Source organism: Novosphingobium fuchskuhlense (assembly GCF_001519075.1).
GTDB classification, from domain to species: domain Bacteria; phylum Pseudomonadota; class Alphaproteobacteria; order Sphingomonadales; family Sphingomonadaceae; genus Novosphingobium; species Novosphingobium fuchskuhlense.
In genome coordinates this window covers 656,391-672,617 of record NZ_KQ954246.1, presented here as the reverse complement: position 1 = coordinate 672,617, position 16,227 = coordinate 656,391, and the positions used below count along the sequence as shown (strand labels likewise).

Annotated in this window: 15 protein-coding genes; 1 reads left to right on the top strand and 14 read right to left on the bottom strand. The window is 67.3% G+C overall.

Annotated elements, in window-relative coordinates:
* Nucleotides 1–15: 15 nt before the first annotated feature.
* The 12 genes from AQZ52_RS17005 to ccoN form a co-directional block, all read right to left on the bottom strand.
* On the bottom strand, nucleotides 16–2,796 hold the full coding sequence (locus tag AQZ52_RS17005; RefSeq protein ID WP_067913725.1) for a phosphoenolpyruvate carboxylase: 2,781 nt from the start codon (nucleotides 2,794–2,796) through the stop codon (nucleotides 16–18).
* 26 nt (nucleotides 2,797–2,822) lie between these two features.
* Nucleotides 2,823–3,452 (bottom strand): bifunctional 4-hydroxy-2-oxoglutarate aldolase/2-dehydro-3-deoxy-phosphogluconate aldolase, encoded by a 630-nt coding sequence (eda, locus tag AQZ52_RS17000; RefSeq protein WP_067913722.1) that lies wholly within the window; start codon nucleotides 3,450–3,452, stop codon nucleotides 2,823–2,825.
* A gap of 144 nt (nucleotides 3,453–3,596) precedes the next feature.
* A complete protein-coding gene (hemN, locus tag AQZ52_RS16995) occupies nucleotides 3,597–4,940 on the bottom strand; it encodes an oxygen-independent coproporphyrinogen III oxidase (protein ID WP_067913719.1) in 1,344 nt (447 codons plus the stop codon).
* Nucleotides 4,937–5,176, bottom strand: a complete 240-nt coding sequence (locus tag AQZ52_RS16990; protein ID WP_067913717.1) for a hypothetical protein — start codon at nucleotides 5,174–5,176, stop codon at nucleotides 4,937–4,939. Before AQZ52_RS16990 ends, hemN begins: the two co-directional genes overlap by 4 nt.
* Nucleotides 5,173–5,322, bottom strand: coding sequence for a cbb3-type cytochrome oxidase assembly protein CcoS (gene ccoS, locus AQZ52_RS16985; RefSeq protein ID WP_067914188.1), 150 nt, complete (start codon nucleotides 5,320–5,322; stop codon nucleotides 5,173–5,175). The genes AQZ52_RS16990 and ccoS overlap by 4 nt, the downstream gene beginning before the upstream one ends.
* 10 nt (nucleotides 5,323–5,332) lie before the next feature.
* Nucleotides 5,333–7,450, bottom strand: a complete 2,118-nt coding sequence (locus AQZ52_RS16980; protein WP_067913714.1) for a heavy metal translocating P-type ATPase — start codon at nucleotides 7,448–7,450, stop codon at nucleotides 5,333–5,335.
* A complete protein-coding gene (locus AQZ52_RS16975; RefSeq protein WP_067913711.1) occupies nucleotides 7,447–7,911 on the bottom strand; it encodes a FixH family protein in 465 nt (154 codons plus the stop codon). Before AQZ52_RS16975 ends, AQZ52_RS16980 begins: the two co-directional genes overlap by 4 nt.
* Nucleotides 7,911–9,371, bottom strand: a complete 1,461-nt coding sequence (gene ccoG, locus AQZ52_RS16970; RefSeq protein WP_156425007.1) for a cytochrome c oxidase accessory protein CcoG — start codon at nucleotides 9,369–9,371, stop codon at nucleotides 7,911–7,913. Before ccoG ends, AQZ52_RS16975 begins: the two co-directional genes overlap by 1 nt.
* A gap of 26 nt (nucleotides 9,372–9,397) precedes the next feature.
* Complete coding sequence (gene ccoP, locus AQZ52_RS16965) at nucleotides 9,398–10,342, bottom strand: cytochrome-c oxidase, cbb3-type subunit III (RefSeq protein WP_067913708.1); 945 nt, start codon at nucleotides 10,340–10,342, stop codon at nucleotides 9,398–9,400.
* Nucleotides 10,332–10,523, bottom strand: coding sequence for a cbb3-type cytochrome c oxidase subunit 3 (locus AQZ52_RS18645; RefSeq protein ID WP_067913705.1), 192 nt, complete (start codon nucleotides 10,521–10,523; stop codon nucleotides 10,332–10,334). The genes ccoP and AQZ52_RS18645 overlap by 11 nt, the downstream gene beginning before the upstream one ends.
* A complete protein-coding gene (ccoO, locus tag AQZ52_RS16955; protein WP_067913701.1) occupies nucleotides 10,520–11,269 on the bottom strand; it encodes a cytochrome-c oxidase, cbb3-type subunit II in 750 nt (249 codons plus the stop codon). The genes AQZ52_RS18645 and ccoO overlap by 4 nt, the downstream gene beginning before the upstream one ends.
* A 24-nt stretch (nucleotides 11,270–11,293) precedes the next feature.
* Nucleotides 11,294–12,937 (bottom strand): cytochrome-c oxidase, cbb3-type subunit I, encoded by a 1,644-nt coding sequence (gene ccoN, locus AQZ52_RS16950; protein WP_067913699.1) that lies wholly within the window; start codon nucleotides 12,935–12,937, stop codon nucleotides 11,294–11,296.
* 263 nt (nucleotides 12,938–13,200) lie between these two features.
* Between ccoN and AQZ52_RS16945 the strand changes: the two genes are divergently transcribed.
* Nucleotides 13,201–13,887: an OmpW/AlkL family protein gene (locus tag AQZ52_RS16945; RefSeq protein WP_067914181.1), complete on the top strand. Its 687-nt coding sequence runs from the start codon at nucleotides 13,201–13,203 to the stop codon at nucleotides 13,885–13,887.
* Between the two features lie 92 nt (nucleotides 13,888–13,979).
* Here the strand turns inward: AQZ52_RS16945 and AQZ52_RS16940 are convergent, their stop codons facing one another.
* Together AQZ52_RS16940 and AQZ52_RS16935 are read right to left on the bottom strand one after the other, a co-directional pair.
* The gene (locus AQZ52_RS16940) at nucleotides 13,980–15,323 is read right to left on the bottom strand and encodes an alginate export family protein (protein WP_240481731.1); all 1,344 of its coding nucleotides are present in this window, start codon (nucleotides 15,321–15,323) and stop codon (nucleotides 13,980–13,982) included.
* Between the two features lie 17 nt (nucleotides 15,324–15,340).
* Nucleotides 15,341–16,036, bottom strand: coding sequence for a Crp/Fnr family transcriptional regulator (locus AQZ52_RS16935; protein ID WP_067913692.1), 696 nt, complete (start codon nucleotides 16,034–16,036; stop codon nucleotides 15,341–15,343).
* Nucleotides 16,037–16,227: the final 191 nt, after the last annotated feature.

Here is a 16,227-nt window from a genome sequence, read left to right as displayed (position 1 = left end):
GGTTCCGCCGCCGCCTCACCCATGCGCGCCGAAGTGGTTCGCAATCGCCGCTGAAATCCTGAGGTTCAGCGCATGCGCCCGCTCGATCGGGTCGATGAAGCGGGTACGGATTGCGCCGTAGCCTTCGGCGCGGTTGTCCGGGTAGTCGGTGGGTTCGGAGACCGGGAAGTCCTCGATCTCGGGCTCCACCACCGGATACGCGCGCCTGAGTTGCGCCAGCGCCTCGTCCACCCGCAGCGAGAGGACCATTTCCAGCACGTCCTCGCGGCTCACGTCGTTGGAGCGCGAGAACGGGGGAACCTGCACCGCGCGCAGGAACATGTGCATCAAGAGCGCCAGCCGCAGCGCCTGCAGCAGCGCGATGGTGCGGCGCTCCTTCTCGGTCGCGGTATTGCGGGTCTCCTCACGGGGGATCATGGCGAGCAGCCGGTGGAGCTTCATCCAGTCCACCCGGAGCCGTGAAGCAAGCCGCCGGAACACGCCGGCGCGGTCGTCCTTGGTGAGGTATTCGGCCAGCGCAAGGCACGCGTCCTCAAGGCTCGTCTCGGTCCCGCGATAGGGCCGGCTCGCCCAGTAGGCCGAATTGAACAGCTCGCCGAAACAGGCCACCGTCTTGATCGAGGCGAGGCCATTGGCGGCGCGCAGCAGCCGCACCAGCTGCCGCCCACGGCCCGAGCGGCCGAGCAGCTCCGCAACCGCTTCGGTCTCCTCGCCCGCCGCGATGCCCGCGCCCGCGATCACGTTCACCGGATAGCCGATCTGCTGCAGGATCGCGTTGTGCGGGATCGCGCGGATCTGCCTGAGGCTCATCGTGCGGTCGCTGGCGATATCCGATTGCCGGCGCGAAACACGGCTGCCGGTCGTCTTGAGCATTCCGAGCCCGAACGCGGTGACGGCGCGGGCGTAGGTCACGCTTTCCAGCTGCTCGCGCTGCACGCGGCGGATCGCGCGGTAGAAATCGAGGGAGAGGTCGGTGCGATCGTAGAACGGATCGGCCTCGGCATCCCCGCGCAGCGCCTCTTCCGCCTCGATGATCCGTGTCAGCGTGGCGAGCGCGAGTTCATCGCTGCGGAAAAACAGGTAGCCATCGCCGCCCTGGAAACTCGCCTCGGGCTCCAGCACGATCTCGGCCTTGGCAAAGCGCCCCCGCGCCCAGCGGCTGAGCGGCCAGGTCAGCCGGTCCGCGAAGCTCGACGGATGCGCGCCGCGGCCCATGCTCTCGCCGTGGGTGTTGAACACCAGCGCCGCGACATCGGTGAGGCCCGCCGCCTTCATCGCCGCCGCCAGCCGGCCCTGCAGCCGCTCGATGGCAAGCGCGGCGGGGATCTGTCCCATGAACCGCCCGGCATCCGAAAAGCCGGTCTGGATGGCCACGCGTCCGCGCAGGCGCACATAGTCGCGGTAGGCAGGCTCGGCGAGCAAGGCTTCGAGAAACCGCCCGCCATGCTCGAGCGCGGCTTCGGTCTCGAACAGCGGCGAGACATCGACCTTGCCTTCGATGCCCAGCAGCCGCGCGAAATAGAGCGCGGCGAGCACCGTCTGCGGCTGCTCGCACTCGGCGATCAGCATGCGGATCGGCGCATCGGCATCGATGTGGTGGAGGATCTGCGCCATCACGAGGAACTGGCGCATCGCGGTCGAGGTCTCGATGGCAAGCGCGGCGAAGTTCGCGCGCAGCGGCTTCACCTCGGCCAGCAGCTCACGCAGCCTGGACAGCGCGCTCTTGCTGGCAAGGTCCATCGTGCCTTCGGGATCGATCCGCCGCCTGAGGGCATTGAGCAACTGCGAGGCATTCACGCGGAAGTGGATCCAGCCCATGCCGAGCCCGTCCGCGCGCATCGTGCCCGCCAGCACGGCGAGTGCGATGGCGGCTTCGCCCGCCGCGGACTTCGCCTCGGTTTCCAGCGCGGCGATCACGGGCGAGAGCGTCAGCAACTTGTCGGGATGCTCCGCCGTCAGGGCATTGGCGGCGGCGGCAAGCGCCTCCGGCTCCGCGCCGAGCCCGGTGAAATGGGCGGCCATCTCTGCCGCGTGGGTCGCCGCGCCGCGCAGGGTGGCCAGCAGCGCATGATCGGGCACCACGGCCGCAAGCTGCGCTGCATAGCCTTCGAGCCGCCGCGCCTTTTCCTGCAGGCGATAGGCGATGGAGGTGGACCACGAAATGTCGGTCCGCCCATCCATGTCATAGCCGACCCAGCTCGCAAAACGGAACGGCAGCGGGCGGAAATCAAGCCAGCGCCCCGGCCAGCGCGCCCGCGCATGGGCGAGCAGCGCGGCGTTGATCCGGTCACGCGCGGCGCCGGCGCGTTCGATCGCAGCGAGCGCTTCGTCATGTTCGTAATCGAGCGTCACCTGGGGGCTCGCGCCGGGCACCTGGCAGACGGTCGCTGCCATCGGATCCTCGGCCAGTGCCGCTTCGGCAACGGCATCGGATTCGGCAGGGCTCAGCAGGAACGTCGGGTGCGCCGTGAACACGGCATGGAGCAGCGGGCGCTCCCAGCGGCGGCGGAATTCGGCAAAGCCGTCTTCCTCGTTCAGCAGCGCCGCCATGCGGGCAAGGTTATCGGCCGGACCTGTCGGTGCGATGAGCGCCCGCAGCCGCGCGGCGCGGGCCTGCAGCCCTTCGCATTCGAGAGCTGCGACCAGCCCTTCGATGGCGGCAAGATCCAGCGCCCCGCTTTCCAGCTGGCGCGACAGGTCGTGGCTCAGCTGGAAGACCGGATTGAACAGCGGGGTTTCGGCAGTCCTTGCATGCAGTTGCTGCAAGCGGTCACGCAATGTGTCGACCGTATTCATGGGCTTGGCCTTCCCCGATTTGCGTATCACCCTTGCGGCAGTGCCGCTGCCGCGCGCGCCGCCGCTTCGATGGCGGCGCTATCGGGAGCGCTACCAGGGGCGACTTTGCCCACCACCCAGGAGCCGCCGACGCACAGCACAGGCGCAAAGCCCAGCCATTCCGGCGCGCTTTCCAGCGTGATCCCTCCCGTCGGGCAAAACTGGCACTGATGGAAGGGCGCCGCAAGCGCCTTGAGCGCGGGCAATCCGCCAGATGTGGCGGCAGGGAAGAACTTAAAGTGCGTAAGCCCCAGATCAAGCCCGCGCATGATGTCACCCGCATTGGTGACACCGGGCAGATAGGGAATGCCCGAGGATACCGCAGCCGCGCCGAGCCGCTCGGTCAGGCCAGGCGAAACAATGAACTCCGCCCCGGCATCGATCGACGCCTTGAGCGTGGCAGGATCGGTCACCGTGCCCGCGCCGACAATCGCGCCCTCGACACTGCGCATCGCCCGGATCACATCGAGCGCCACGGGCGTGCGCAGCGTCACTTCAAGGACGCGCAGACCGCCGGCCACCAGGGCGCGCGCCACGGGCACGGCGTGGGCCACGTCCTCGATCACCAACACCGGAATGACCGGAGCCGTGCGCATGATGGTTTCGATAGGCTTCATGGGAACTCGCTGGGGCTGTGAAGAATGCGCCCTGACCTAACGCGCGGGGGCCTGCCATGCAGCCTGCAATCGGCGGGGTGCATAGCTATTCTTCGCTGGGCTGCTTCCCCAACTCGCCAACCTCGCCACCCGCGAGCATAACCCTCAGATCGCCGAGCTGAAGCTGCGCTCCTCGCTGCGGTAGGCATCGAACACCGCAGCGATGGCGCGGGCATAGGGCGCCGCGCCTGCTTCCAGCCGCAGCCAGCCGCGCTCAAGCGAGACAAGGCCTACCGCAGCAAACGGTTCCAGCCTGGATCGCACCGCGTTCAGCAGATCCGCGTCGATCTTCGCCGCCCCCTTGCAGAGCAGCGCCTCGATCAGCGCGGCGCGGCGCGCGTCCTCCGCCGTGGTCTCCAGTCCCTTGCGCCCGGCGAGTTGATCCGCACCGATCAACATGCGGTAACGCCCGGGGTTCTTTTCGTTCTGCACCATAAGCCCCGGCATTTCGCTGATCGCCGAGGCGCCCAGCCCGATCAGCGTCGAGGCGGGATCTTCGGTAAAGCCTTGGAAATTGCGCCGCAGCGTGCCGCTCCGTGCCGCGCGGGCGAGCGGATCGTCCGGCAGCGCAAAATGGTCGAAGCCAACTGCCTGATACCCCGCATCCATGAGCTGCCGCGCGCCGCGCGCCGCCATGCGGAACCGCCCGCGCTGGTCGGGCAGGTCAGAGCCGTCGATCCGGCGCTGGCGCGGGATCATGTGCGGCACGTGGGCATAGCCGAACAGCGCGATGCGATCGGGCCCCATGCGGGCGCTCTGCGCCAGCGTCTCGGCCAGCACGGCATCGTCCTGATGCGGCAGGCCGTACATGAGATCGAAGTTGATCGAACCGACCCCGGCTGCGCGCAGACCTGCCACCGCCGTCTCGATCATCTCGATCGGTTGCACGCGGCCAATCGCTTCCTGCACGGCGGGGTTCAGCGTCTGCACGCCCAGGCTGACGCGGGTGACGCCGATGCCGCGGATCGCGGTCAGCCAGTCGCGCGTCAGGGTGCGCGGATCGAGCTCGACCGAAAGCGCCGGGCGCACGAAGCGGAACGCCAGCACGAGCGCATCGATCAGCCGCACGAACTCGGTGGGCGGCACGGCGTTGGGGCTGCCGCCACCGAACGCGATGTGCTCGATATGCACCGAAGGATCGAGCATGTCCGCCACCAGCGCGATCTCGCGGTGGAGCGCCTCGAGATAGGCGGTCAGGCGGTGGCGCTTGTTGGCCGCACCCGTGTTGCAGCCGCAATACCAGCAGATTTCTTCGCAATAGGGGATGTGGAGGTAGATCGAGACAGGCCCGGTGAGGGCACCAAGCGATATGCGCTGGCGCAGCTCGAAGCTCTCTTCGACGAACTCCGCCGCGGTGGGATAGCTGGTATAGCGCGGCACCGGCCGCGCGAGCAGTTCCGGATAGTAGGCCCAGTCGGCAAACTGCTCCGCTTTGATTGGCCCGCTCATTGCCCGGTGTCCTCTTCCTCGTCATTCTCCCCGCAGCACGTGCCACCGCCGAAACGCTTGCGCATTGCGCTATGGCAAATCTTGCAACACGGCTTGTCCGCATCGTGATTTTTCATGGGCAACGGAATCGGCGCGCCGCCGCCGCACAATGCGATCATGGTGGGGGGCGCGGCCTGTGCCGGAATCGCCAACTGAAGCACGGCGAACGCGCTGAGCAAGGCAAAGGCGCGCTTCATAGCGGCTGATCCTCATCGATCAGGATGCGCGCCGCAGCGCCATCGAGATCGCTGAACTGCCCAGCCCGCAGCGCCCAGAAAAAGGCTGCGAGACCAAGAAGTCCCATGCCGAGCGCGATAGGGATGAGGATCAGGATCGAGGTCACGTTGTTCTCCTCATCGGGCGGCTCCTGCAAGGCGGAGCGAATTGCCCACCACGATCAATGACGAGGTCGCCATGGCAATTGCCGCCATGAGAGGCGTGACCAGCCCCGCCATCGCCAGCGGCACGGCAAAGGCATTGTAGAGGATCGCGGCGGCGAAGTTTTGGCGCACCACGCGCATCGTCCGGCGGCTGGCGCGCACGGCGCGCGGCAGGGCGAGCAGCGACTCGCCGGTGAATACGAAATCGGCAGCCTGACGTCCGACGTCGCTCGCGCTTCCCGGCGCGATCGAAGCATCGGCTGCGGCCAGCGCGGGGCCGTCGTTGATCCCGTCGCCCACCATCAGCACGCACTTGCCGCTGCGCTGCAGCCGCTGGATTGCCTCGAGCTTGTCCGCGGGGAGCGCGGCAGCCTGCCCGGTAAGCCCCGTCTCGCGCGCGGTCACGCGGACGGCCTCGGCATTGTCGCCGGACAGGATCGAGGCCTGGATGCCGAGCGCGGCAAGATCGGCGAGCGCTTCGCGCGCCTCGGGCCGCAGCCGGTCGGCAAAGCCGATCACCCGCACCGGCCCTGCACCGATGGCAAGCGCGGCAGAGGTACCGACACTTTGCGCAGGCCGCCCCAGCGAAACCGCAAGGCCCCGCCACATGCCGGACACCCCGCGCCCCGCCGTCTCGCGCACGTTTTCAACCGTCGCCGCCCGCACGCCGCGCGCTGCCAGCGCAAGGGCAAGTGCCTGCGACAACGGATGGCGGCTGTGGCTGGCGAGCGCGAGCGCGACGGCGGCTTCCTCCTCGCCCATGGCAGCCAGCACCGCGGCATCGGGCAAAGGACGGCCCATCGTCAGGGTCCCCGTCTTGTCGAGCAGCACGCGGTCGACCTTGGCAAGGCGCTCGATGGCACTGCCGTCCTTCACCATCACGCCCTGCTTCAGCAGCGCGCCTGCGGCCACAACCTGCGCCACCGGTACGGCAAGGCCCAGCGCGCAAGGGCACGTGATGATCAGCACCGCAATGCCCACCACCAGCGACTGGTGCAGCCCCGCGCCCGCCATCAGCCAACCGGCAAAGCTCAGTGCCGCCAGCGTGTGGACAGCGGGTGCATAGAGCCGCGAGGCGCGGTCCGCGATCCGGACAAAGGCGCTCTTGGCCTGCCCGGCGCTTTCCATCGCCTGCGCGATCTCGGCAAGTGCAGTGCCCTGCCCGGCCGCCGTGACGATGATATCGACCGGGCCGTCCAGATTGAGCATCCCTGCCAGCACCGCCTGGCCCGGGCCTGCCGGAACCGGTGCGGTCTCGCCCGTCAGCAGCGACTGGTCGAAACGGCTCAGGCCGCTGGCGATTGCGCCATCGGCCGCAAGCCGCTCGCCCGCCGCGACGCGCATCAGCATCCCCGGCACGAGCGCGGCGGCGGCGGTCCAGTGGAGCGTGCCATCCGCGCCGACCACCATGGCCCCGCTGGCCGCCTGCCGCAGCAGCGCCGCCACGCCGGCGCGCGCGCGGTCGCGCATCATCGCATCGAGCGCGCGCCCAGCGAGAAGGAACAGCAGCAGCATCAAGGTGCCGTCGAACCAGGCTTCCTTGCCGCCGGTCAGCGTCTCGTAGCAGGAAAGGCCGGTCGCCAGCATCACACCGATGGAAATCGGCACGTCCATGTTGGTGCGCCCGCGCTTCAGCGCGCCCCAGCCCGAGCGGAAGAACGGCTGCCCCGCAAAAAGGATCGCCGGCACGCCGATCAGCGCCGAAAGCCAGTGAAACAGATCGCGGGTGCTGCCATCCGCGCCCGACCAGACGCTAACCGAAAGCAGCATTACGTTCATGCAGGCGAACGCCGCCACCGCGAGCGGTGCGAGCAGTTCGCGCGTGGCAGATGGCGGCTCGAGCGCATCCTCGCGCGGCTCGGCGGCAAAGCCCGCTCCGGCAAGTGCCGCGACCAGCGCCGGAATGTCTGCCTCTGGCGCATGATCGACCGCGATCGTGCGCGCCGTCAGGTTCGCCCGGGCCGCAGCGACGCCGGGCACGGCGCCAAGCGCGCGCTCGACCTTGCCCATGCAGCCTGCGCAGTGCATCCCCGGCACGGCGAGTACTGTCCGGCTGATCTCGGGGGCGAGGCGCGCTGCGGAGGCGTTCACAGCGCGTCATCCTCGGCATGCCACACGTGGTCATGCGCCCGTACCTCGATCCCCACGTGCCAGCGCCCGGCGGGCAGCGCCGCTTCATAGACACCCGGCGCGACTTCTCGCGGGTTCATCGCGACCGGTGCGCGGGCGCCAAGCGGGTGATCCGCCTGCGCCCGCACTGCAGCGCCCGTCAGCGGCCGCCCGCTCGCATCCATGAGGGTAAAGCGCACCGTACCCGGCCCGGCCCGCGCAATGTCAAGCTTCCAGCCCAGCGCCTTGTCGGCCTTCGCCGCGCCTAGCCAGCGGTTGAATTCCTGGCTCGCAACATAGGAGTTGTCGACGACCGTCCCGCTGAAGGTGGAGACCGCGAGGTTGGCGAGCAGCACATTGACCGCGATCACCACGCCGAAGAAGCCCGTCATAACGAGCGCCATGTGCCGCCCGGTAAAGGGCCGTGCCGAAAGCTGTGCCATCACTCGTGCTCCTCGTGTTCTTCGTGTTCGCTTTCCGGCGCTGCGAAATGCGTCTCGCGGCGCACGGGCCGGCCCTCGTGATCGAGTGGCGCCGCCTGCAAGGTGAAGTCCTGCTGCCGCGCGTGGGCGGCCGGAACCACGGCATAGAGCCGGACCTTCGCCGTGCTGTCCGCCGGGACCGCGACGTCGATCGTGGCCCTCGCCGCACCCGGCGCCATATCGTCGGTATAGAGCGCCGCACCCGGCAGCCCTTCGGCAGCGATCCGCAAGGTGCGCGGGCGGTCTTCCATGTTGCGCAGTGCCAGCGTGAAGGCATTGCGCACCGCGCCGCCCGAAAGCTGGACGAATTCCGGATTGCGCTCGCGCGCAACCGACAGCGTCAGCCGCTCGCGCGCGCCGAGCAGGAAAAGCAGCGACAGGCCGATCCCGCCCCACACGGCGAAGTAGGCGATCAGGCGCGGGCGCAGCAGCACCTTGCGCACCGGCCGCACCGCCTCGCCCTTGATCTCGCGCTCGGCGTCGATCAGCGTGCAATAGTCGATCAGGCCGCGCGGACGGCCCACCGAGGCCATCGCCTTGTCGCAGGCATCGACGCACAGCGCGCAGGTGATGCAGCCGATCTGCGGCCCCTCGCGAATGTCGATCCCCGTCGGGCACACCGCCACGCACTGCTTGCAATCGATGCAGTCACCCAGCGGGTTTGCAGCCCCTTTCGCTTCCTTGAGCGAACCACGCGGCTCGCCCCGCCAGTGCTTGTAGGTGACGGTGAGCGAGTTCTCGTCCAGCATCGCGGTCTGGATGCGCGGCCAGGGGCACATGTAGATGCACACCTGCTCGCGCATGAAACCGCCGAGCCAGAAGGTGGTGAAGGTCAGGATGCCGGTCGAGGCATAGGCCACCGGGGCCGCCGTGCCGGTCCAGAATTCGCGCTGGAGCGTGGGCGCGTCGGCAAAGTAGAAGATCCACGCGCCGCCCGTCACGAAAGCGATGCCGAGGTAGACGCTCCACTTGAACATCCGCCGGGCAAACTTCGCCGGGGTCCAGGGCGCCGCATTCAGCCGCAGCTGCGCATTGCGGTCGCCGTCGATCAGGCGGTCGACATGCTGGTAGAGGTCGGTCCACACCGTCTGCGGGCAAGCATAGCCGCACCACGCCCGGCCCACCGCGCTGGTGACGAGGAACAAGCCGATCCCCGCCATGATCAGCATTCCGGCGACGAAGTAGAACTCCTGCGGCCAGATCTCGATGGCGAACATGTAGAACCGGCGGTGCGCCAGATCGATCAGGACCGCCTGATGCGGGGCATGCGGCCCCCGGTCCCAGCGGAACCACGGCGTGCCCCAGTAGACTGCGAGGCACACCGCCATGACCAGCCACTTGAAGCGGCGGAACGGCCCGTCGACCCGCTTCGGCAACACCGCCGTGCGCTTCGCATAGAGCGGGGCTGGTGCTGCCGTCATGTTGGGATCCATCATGTTCATGGGGGTTACTGCGCTGCGCCCGCTGCAGGGGTTGCGGGTGCTGCCGGAGCCGGAGCCGGAGCCGCCTCGCCACCGCCCAGCGAGTGGACGTAGACAGCGAGCATCTTGATCGTCACCGGATCGAGCCGCCCGGTCCAGGCCGGCATCACGCCGGCATGGGCATTGGTGACGGTGTTGGTCAGCGCCGCGCGGTCCCCGCCATAGAGCCAGATCTTGTCGGAGAGCCTGGGCGCGCCGACGCTGCGGTTGCCCTCGCCATTGGCACCGTGGCAGACAGCACAGTTGTTGGCAAAGAGCACCGCCCCGCGTGCCGAGGCAGCGCTGGCCGGGTCCTGCTTGCTGATCACCCGGACGTGGCTCACCACGTCCTGCACTTGGGCCGCCGTCAGGATCCCGTCGCGCCCGAAGCTCGGCATCAGGCTGCTGCGGGTCTGGTCGTTGCCCGGATAGCGGATGCCATTGATCAGCGTCTGCTGGATGGTATCGAGGTCGCCGCCCCACAGCCAGTCGTCATCGTTGAGGTTGGGATAGCCTTTCGCGCCCGCCGCGCCCGCGCCGTGGCACTGGACGCAGTTCACCTTGAACGCCGCGCGCCCGCCTTCGATCGCCGCACGCTGAAGCGAGGGATTGGCGGCCAGCGCCTCGATCGGCGTTGCGGCGATGGCATTGCGGACGGCCTGATGCTCGGCCTTCTCGTGCGCGAGATCGCCCGCCAGCGCGCCGCGGCTCGTCCAGCCCAGCGTTCCGGTGCTCGCCGAATGCAGCATCGGGATCGCCGGATAGAGCACGACATAGACCAGTGCGAAGGCGATGCTCGCGTAGAAGGTCCACAGCCACCAGCGCGGCAGCGGCGTATCGAGTTCCTCGATCCCGTCCCATTCGTGGCCGACCTTGGCCGTGCCGGTCGCGTGATCGATCACCTTACCATGGTGTGAGCTGTCATGCGTCATCGCTGTCATCCTCGAAGATCGAGAGGGCCGCATCGCGGCTCATCGCGCGCCCGCCGGGGCGGAACGGCCAGAGGCACAGCGCGAGGAAAACCAGCGCCATGATCATCAGGCCCCAGCTGTCGGCGAGATGCCGCAGCAGGTCGTATGTCGAATGGGTGGAGAGCTGGAAAAAGCGGATCACCGGCCCTTCTCCTTCGCCAGGTGTTCCTGCGCCGCCGGCGCATTCACATCGACCATCGTGCCGAGTACCTGGAGATAGGCGACAAGCGCATCCATCTCGGTCAGGCGTTTCGGATCGCCATCGAAATCCCGCGCGGTGGCACCTGGGTAGTGCTTGAGGAAGGCGGCGTGATCGGCATCTGGATCGGCCTGCGCCTTCATGTCCTCGTTGGCAGCGGCGATCTCGTCCTTGGTATAGGGCACGCCGACCCGTTCCAGCGTCTGCAGCGCGGCCGACATGTCGCCCTGATCGAGCGGCTGCTCCTTGAGAAAGCCGTAGGTCGGCATGATCGATTCCGGCACAACGGAGCGCGGGTCGGTCAGATGCTGGACGTGCCACTCATCCGAATACTTGCCGCCCACGCGCGCCAGATCGGGCCCGGTGCGCTTCGATCCCCACTGGAAAGGATGGTCGTACATCGATTCCGCGGCGAGGCTGTAGTGGCCGTAGCGCTCCACCTCGTCGCGGAAGGGGCGGATCATCTGGCTGTGGCAGACGTAGCAGCCCTCGCGGACGTAGATGTCGCGCCCGGCCTGCTCGAGCGGAGTGTAGGGACGCATCCCCTGCACTTTCTCGATCGTGTTATCGATCCAGAACAGCGGGGCGATCTCGACGATCCCGCCGACAGTCACCGCCGCGAAAGCCAGCACCGCCAGCAAGGTGACGTTGCGCTCCAGCTTCCGGTGGCGTTCCATGAAAGTAGCCATGTCGATATCTCCTGATCGGCCGGGTCAGATGGCAGCTGCGGGGGCGAGCGGCACGTCGCGCGCCGGATCGAACGCGGCCGAGTGCAGCGGTTCTTCCTGTCGGTAGTGGCCGAGGATCGTGCGGGTGATGTTGGTGGCCATCACCGCCGCGCCCGAGAGGTAGAGCAGCCCGCCAAGGACACGCAGCGCATACATCGGGTGGAGCGCGGCGACGGTATCGGCGAAGGAGTTCACGAGGTAGCCGTCGGGCCCGTATTCGCGCCACATCAACCCTTGGGTGATCCCCGCCACCCACATCGCGGCGGTGTAGAAAACGATCCCCAGCGTCGCGAGCCAGAAGTGCCAGTTCACCATGCGCAGGCTGTAGAGCCGGGTGCGGCCCCACAGGCGCGGCGTCATGTAGTAGAGGCAGCTGAACGTGATCATCCCGTTCCAGCCCAGCGCGCCCGAATGCACGTGGCCGATGGTCCAGTCGGTGTAGTGCGAGAGCGAGTTGACCGACTTGATGCTCATCATCGGGCCCTCGAAGGTGCTCATGCCGTAGAAGGCGAGCGCGAGGACCATCATGCGCAGGATCGGATCGGTGCGGATCTTGTCCCAGGCGCCGTTCAGCGTCATCAGGCCGTTGATCATCCCGCCCCAGCTCGGCATCCACAGCATGACCGAGAAGACCATGCCCAGCGTCTGCGCCCAATCGGGCAGCGCGGTGTAGTGGAGGTGGTGCGGACCCGCCCAGATGTAGAGAAAGATCAGCGCCCAGAAGTGGATGATCGACAGCCGGTAGGAATAGACCGGGCGTTCGGCCTGCTTGGGCACGAAATAGTACATCATCGCGAGGAAGCCGGCGGTGAGGAAGAAACCCACCGCATTGTGGCCGTACCACCACTCGACCAGCGCGCCCTGCACACCGCCGAACAGCGGATAGCTGCGCGATCCGAACCACGAGACCGGCACGTTGATGTTGTTGACGAGGTGAAGCATCGCCACCGTCAGGATGAAGGCGAGGTAGAACCAGTTGGCCACGTAGATGTGCGGTTCCGAGCGCTTCAGCAGCGTGCCGACGAAAACCGCGAGATAGGCGACCCACACCACCGTGAGCCACAAGTCAACGTACCATTCCGGTTCAGCGTACTCCTTGCCCTGGGTGATCCCCATCAAGTAGCCGGTCGCCGCCAGCACGATGAAAAGCTGGTAGCCCCAGAACACGAACGTGGCGAGGCCGGGGAAGGCAAGCCGCGTGCGGCAGGTGCGCTGGACCACGTAGAACGAGGTCGCGATCAGCGCGTTGCCGCCGAATGCGAAGATCACCGCCGATGTGTGCAAGGGCCGAAGCCGCCCGAAATTGATCCATTGCAGCCCCAGGTTCATCTGCGGCCAGGCCATCTCCAGCGCGATGTAAAGCCCCGCGAGGAACCCTGCCATGCCCCAGAACACCGTGGCAATCACGCCCAGGCGGATCAGGTCGTCATCGTAACGTCCTGTATCGACCGGGCGAATCGTGGCCGCGGGATCCCAGCCCCGCACCGTGACGACAAGACCGATGAACGCGGCAAGGCCGCAGATCATCATGTGGACGGCAAAGCCGGTGTCGGCCGCCAGTGCGGTAGCGATCACCGCGAAGAACAACGCGCCAAGCCAGAGGCCACTGCGCGGGAGTACGGAGTCCATGGGAAGCACCCTTCCATGTGGATGATGGGATCAAGTCCTCGACCGTCCCTGCCCCGCGTTCGCCTTTGCAACATTGACCGGTGTCAATTTGCCACCGGCAATTGCGCATCATCTGAATTCATTCGCCTTTCCGGTTATTTTTTCTCTTCGCAAATTGCGCTTCGTCAATGTTGGCAGGACGCCGCCGGGCCATTGCACCCTCGTGCTGCGAGGCTTGGCAGTCCTGCATGGGGCAGGACCCGCGCAGCGTGGGAGCCCTGCTCATGAAGACATTCCATCTGGCCGCCATCGGTGCGACGCTCGCCTCCGCCGCGCTTGTCGCAGCCCCCGCCCATGCCGGTTCCACCGAAGGCAAATGGCAGATCAAGGTGCTCGGCTCCGCCGTCCTGCCCGATGGCAAGATCAGCCGCGTCGACAAGGACCTGATCGGCCTGCCTGCAGGATCGCAGACCAAGGCCAATAACAACGGCGTGCCGACCCTCGCGGTCGAGTATTTCTTCACGCCGAACATCTCGGCGGAGACGATCTGCTGCACCAGCTCGCACCATGTGACGGGCGCGGGTCCGCTCGCCGGTGCGGCAATCGTCGATCACGCGGTGCTGATCCCGGCCACCTTGACCCTGAAGTACCATCTGCCGCTGGCCGGTGGCATCAAGCCCTATATCGGCGCGGGCCCGGCGCTCTATCTCTGGCTGGGTGAACGCCCCGGCGCCGCTGCCGCCGGGCTCGGCGCGGCGCGTGTGCGCCTTTCCAATGAAGTGGGCGCGGCGGTCCAGGGCGGTGTCGACATCGCGCTGGGCAAGTCAGGCTACGGCCTCAGCCTCGATGCGAAGAAGTACTGGGTGAACACCACCGCCCACTTCACCACCGCCGGCGGGGTGGAGGCGCTGACCACGCGCCACAAGATCAACGCCTGGATCCTCAGCGCGGGCGTCTCCTACCGGTTCTGATACGGCATCACTCAGAGCGATCCTCCCCCGGGAGGCCGGCGGCGGAAAGCAGGGCGCGGGGCCCGCTTCCGCCGCCGTTGCATGCGCACTGGCTAAAAGAACACCGAAGCATTCGCGGAGATGTATTTGGTCACATGCCCACCCGGCGAATTGGGCGCGCTGCGCAGGAAGCGGCCCTTGGCAAGGAATGTCGTGCACAGTTCCAGCCGGAGCTTTTTCGGCAGGGCCCACCAGCGCACATCCGCGTCGATCTGGTGCCCTGCAAAGCGGCCGGACCGGCCCGAGGGATCACGCACGCCCGTTGTCGCGAAGGCATCGGCAGCTTCCGCCAGCCACATCGGGCGATAGTAGACGAACCCATCGAACCGGGGGCTGGGTGCCGCCTCCAGCTTCACCCCGGGGGCAATGAGGTTGCCCCGGTTGATCGCGGTATAAAGCCCCGCCGGCGCGAAATCGGCGCGGCGCTGGCCGAACAGGGTGTCGAACCGGCCGTAGGTGCGGTTGCCAGGCCCATCGCCGCTCGCCCGGTCGAAATCGAACGCGAGATGCGGCTTCCACGCACCGCGAAACGAATAGCCCAGCCGCAGATGCACGAACGAAGCGCCTACCGGCACCAGCGGCGCTCCGACGGCAAGCGTGGTCGCGGTCTGGCCGAACTGGCCCATGACTTCGGCCTCGCCGTCCCACCGTCCCGGCGCGGGTGGCACCAGCGCGCGCAGGCCGAGCGTGTTGAGCGACCGGTCGCGGGTTGGCCGCCCCGGCGTGTCATGCTCGCCGAAGTGGTAGGCGCTCGCCTCCACCGTCACCCCGCGCCCTGCGCCAAAGGTCTTGCCCGCCATGCCGCCCCACAGAACCTGGGCAAAACTTTCACGATCCCACACGATCCGCTGGCTGACGAGCCCTGGCCGGTCGTCGGGCAGGCGCACTTGCGGCAGCATGTACATGGCCATGAACGTCACGCGCCCCGGCAGCGCCAGATCGGCCTTCACGCCGGTATAGCCCTGGGTCGTGTTGCGATAATCATCCGAAGCGATCAGCCGGCGCGATCCCAGGTTGAGCATGGTGCGCCCTGCCAGCACCGTCAGCTTGCTGCCCTTGCCGAGTGCCGCGCCGAAATCGACCACGGCGTGGAGTTGCGCGAGCTCGGCCGTGTTGATCTCGCCCGTGGTCAGGGGCGTATTGGCGTCCTCGCCCCACACCCGGCTGTCGAACAGCTCGGCCACCAGTTGCACCGGCTTCGTGCGATATTCGGCAAGCACGCGCAGCCGAGTGCCGATCAGGCTGTCGGTATCGCCGAAACCGACGCGCGGCTGGCCGTCGATCGTCTCGGCGCGAACGCGCAGACTGCCGGAAAGGTGAAAGCCTTCCGCGTCCTCGGCATGGGCCGCCTGGCCAGCCGTGAACAGCGCAACCAGGCCCGCGCCCCATCGCAGCACGGACCCCATCGCCAGATTCAGCCTGCAAGCATTTCCAGCGCGGCGCGGTCGAGGATCTCGACATCGCGGCGGCTCGGCAATGCGACGACCCCATCGGCCTTGAGTTTGGTGAACTGGCGGCTGACGGTCTCGATCGTGAGACCAAGCAGATCCGCCACCTGCTGGCGCGAGAACGGCAGCGTGAACTGCCGTGCCGGGCCGGTGTGGGCCATACAACCGTTGTCCGCCAGCCGCTCGGACATATCGAGCAGGAAGGTCGCGATCTTTTCCGGCGCGCTCTTGCGGCCCAGCAGCATCATCCACGCCCGCGTGCGGTCAAGCTCGGCCAGTGTGCGCTCGAGCAGTTTGTGCTCTAGTTCGGGGTGTTCACGGGCAAAGCGGTCGAAATCGTTGCGCGCGAAGACGCAGACGCGCGCGTCGGTGAGCGCGACAACGCTGGCCGCGCTCGTCTGGCCGAAAGGACGGCCGATGAAATCGGAAGGATAGGCCACACCCACGATCTGCTCGCGGCCGTCTGCCGTGCTGGTGGTGAGCTTGAGAACGCCTTCAATCACGTTGGCGACGAGAAGCGAATCGTCGTCTTCCCAGATCAGCGGTTCACCGGCGGAAACGGTGCGGCGGCGCCCCATGGTACTGAGAGCCGTTATCTCGGGGTGTTCGAGACCGGCACAAATCGCCCGATTGCGGACTATGCAAGTGTCACAGGCGCTCATCCGATCCGGTTCTACCACCCGGATAGGTCTGCGGCAATCATGCATCCGTCTAGCTACCTAAAAAACATCACGAAAAGAGGGCGGCCAGGGGTGCTGGCCGCCCGAAGTCGGGGAGAAATCGGCGGAAGGGGGAATGACAGTCAGTCCTTCCGCGCCCCATCTTTCTGGCAACGGTGGACGGCGCGCTCCTT

Bases quoted from the DNA above. Each gene is read 5' to 3' on its own strand.
- AQZ52_RS17005 (WP_067913725.1), bottom strand. From the start codon at position 2,796: ATGAATACGGTCGACACATTGCGTGACCGCTTGCAGCAACTGCATGCA.
- eda (WP_067913722.1), bottom strand. From the start codon at position 3,452: ATGAAGCCTATCGAAACCATCATGCGCACGGCTCCGGTCATTCCGGTG.
- hemN (WP_067913719.1), bottom strand. From the start codon at position 4,940: ATGAGCGGGCCAATCAAAGCGGAGCAGTTTGCCGACTGGGCCTACTAT.
- AQZ52_RS16990 (WP_067913717.1), bottom strand. From the start codon at position 5,176: ATGAAGCGCGCCTTTGCCTTGCTCAGCGCGTTCGCCGTGCTTCAGTTG.
- AQZ52_RS16975 (WP_067913711.1), bottom strand. From the start codon at position 7,911: ATGGCACAGCTTTCGGCACGGCCCTTTACCGGGCGGCACATGGCGCTC.
- ccoG (WP_156425007.1), bottom strand. From the start codon at position 9,371: ATGACGGCAGCACCAGCCCCGCTCTATGCGAAGCGCACGGCGGTGTTG.
- ccoP (WP_067913708.1), bottom strand. From the start codon at position 10,342: ATGACGCATGACAGCTCACACCATGGTAAGGTGATCGATCACGCGACC.
- ccoO (WP_067913701.1), bottom strand. From the start codon at position 11,269: ATGGCTACTTTCATGGAACGCCACCGGAAGCTGGAGCGCAACGTCACC.
- ccoN (WP_067913699.1), bottom strand. From the start codon at position 12,937: ATGGACTCCGTACTCCCGCGCAGTGGCCTCTGGCTTGGCGCGTTGTTC.
- AQZ52_RS16945 (WP_067914181.1), top strand. From the start codon at position 13,201: ATGAAGACATTCCATCTGGCCGCCATCGGTGCGACGCTCGCCTCCGCC.
- AQZ52_RS16935 (WP_067913692.1), bottom strand. From the start codon at position 16,036: ATGAGCGCCTGTGACACTTGCATAGTCCGCAATCGGGCGATTTGTGCC.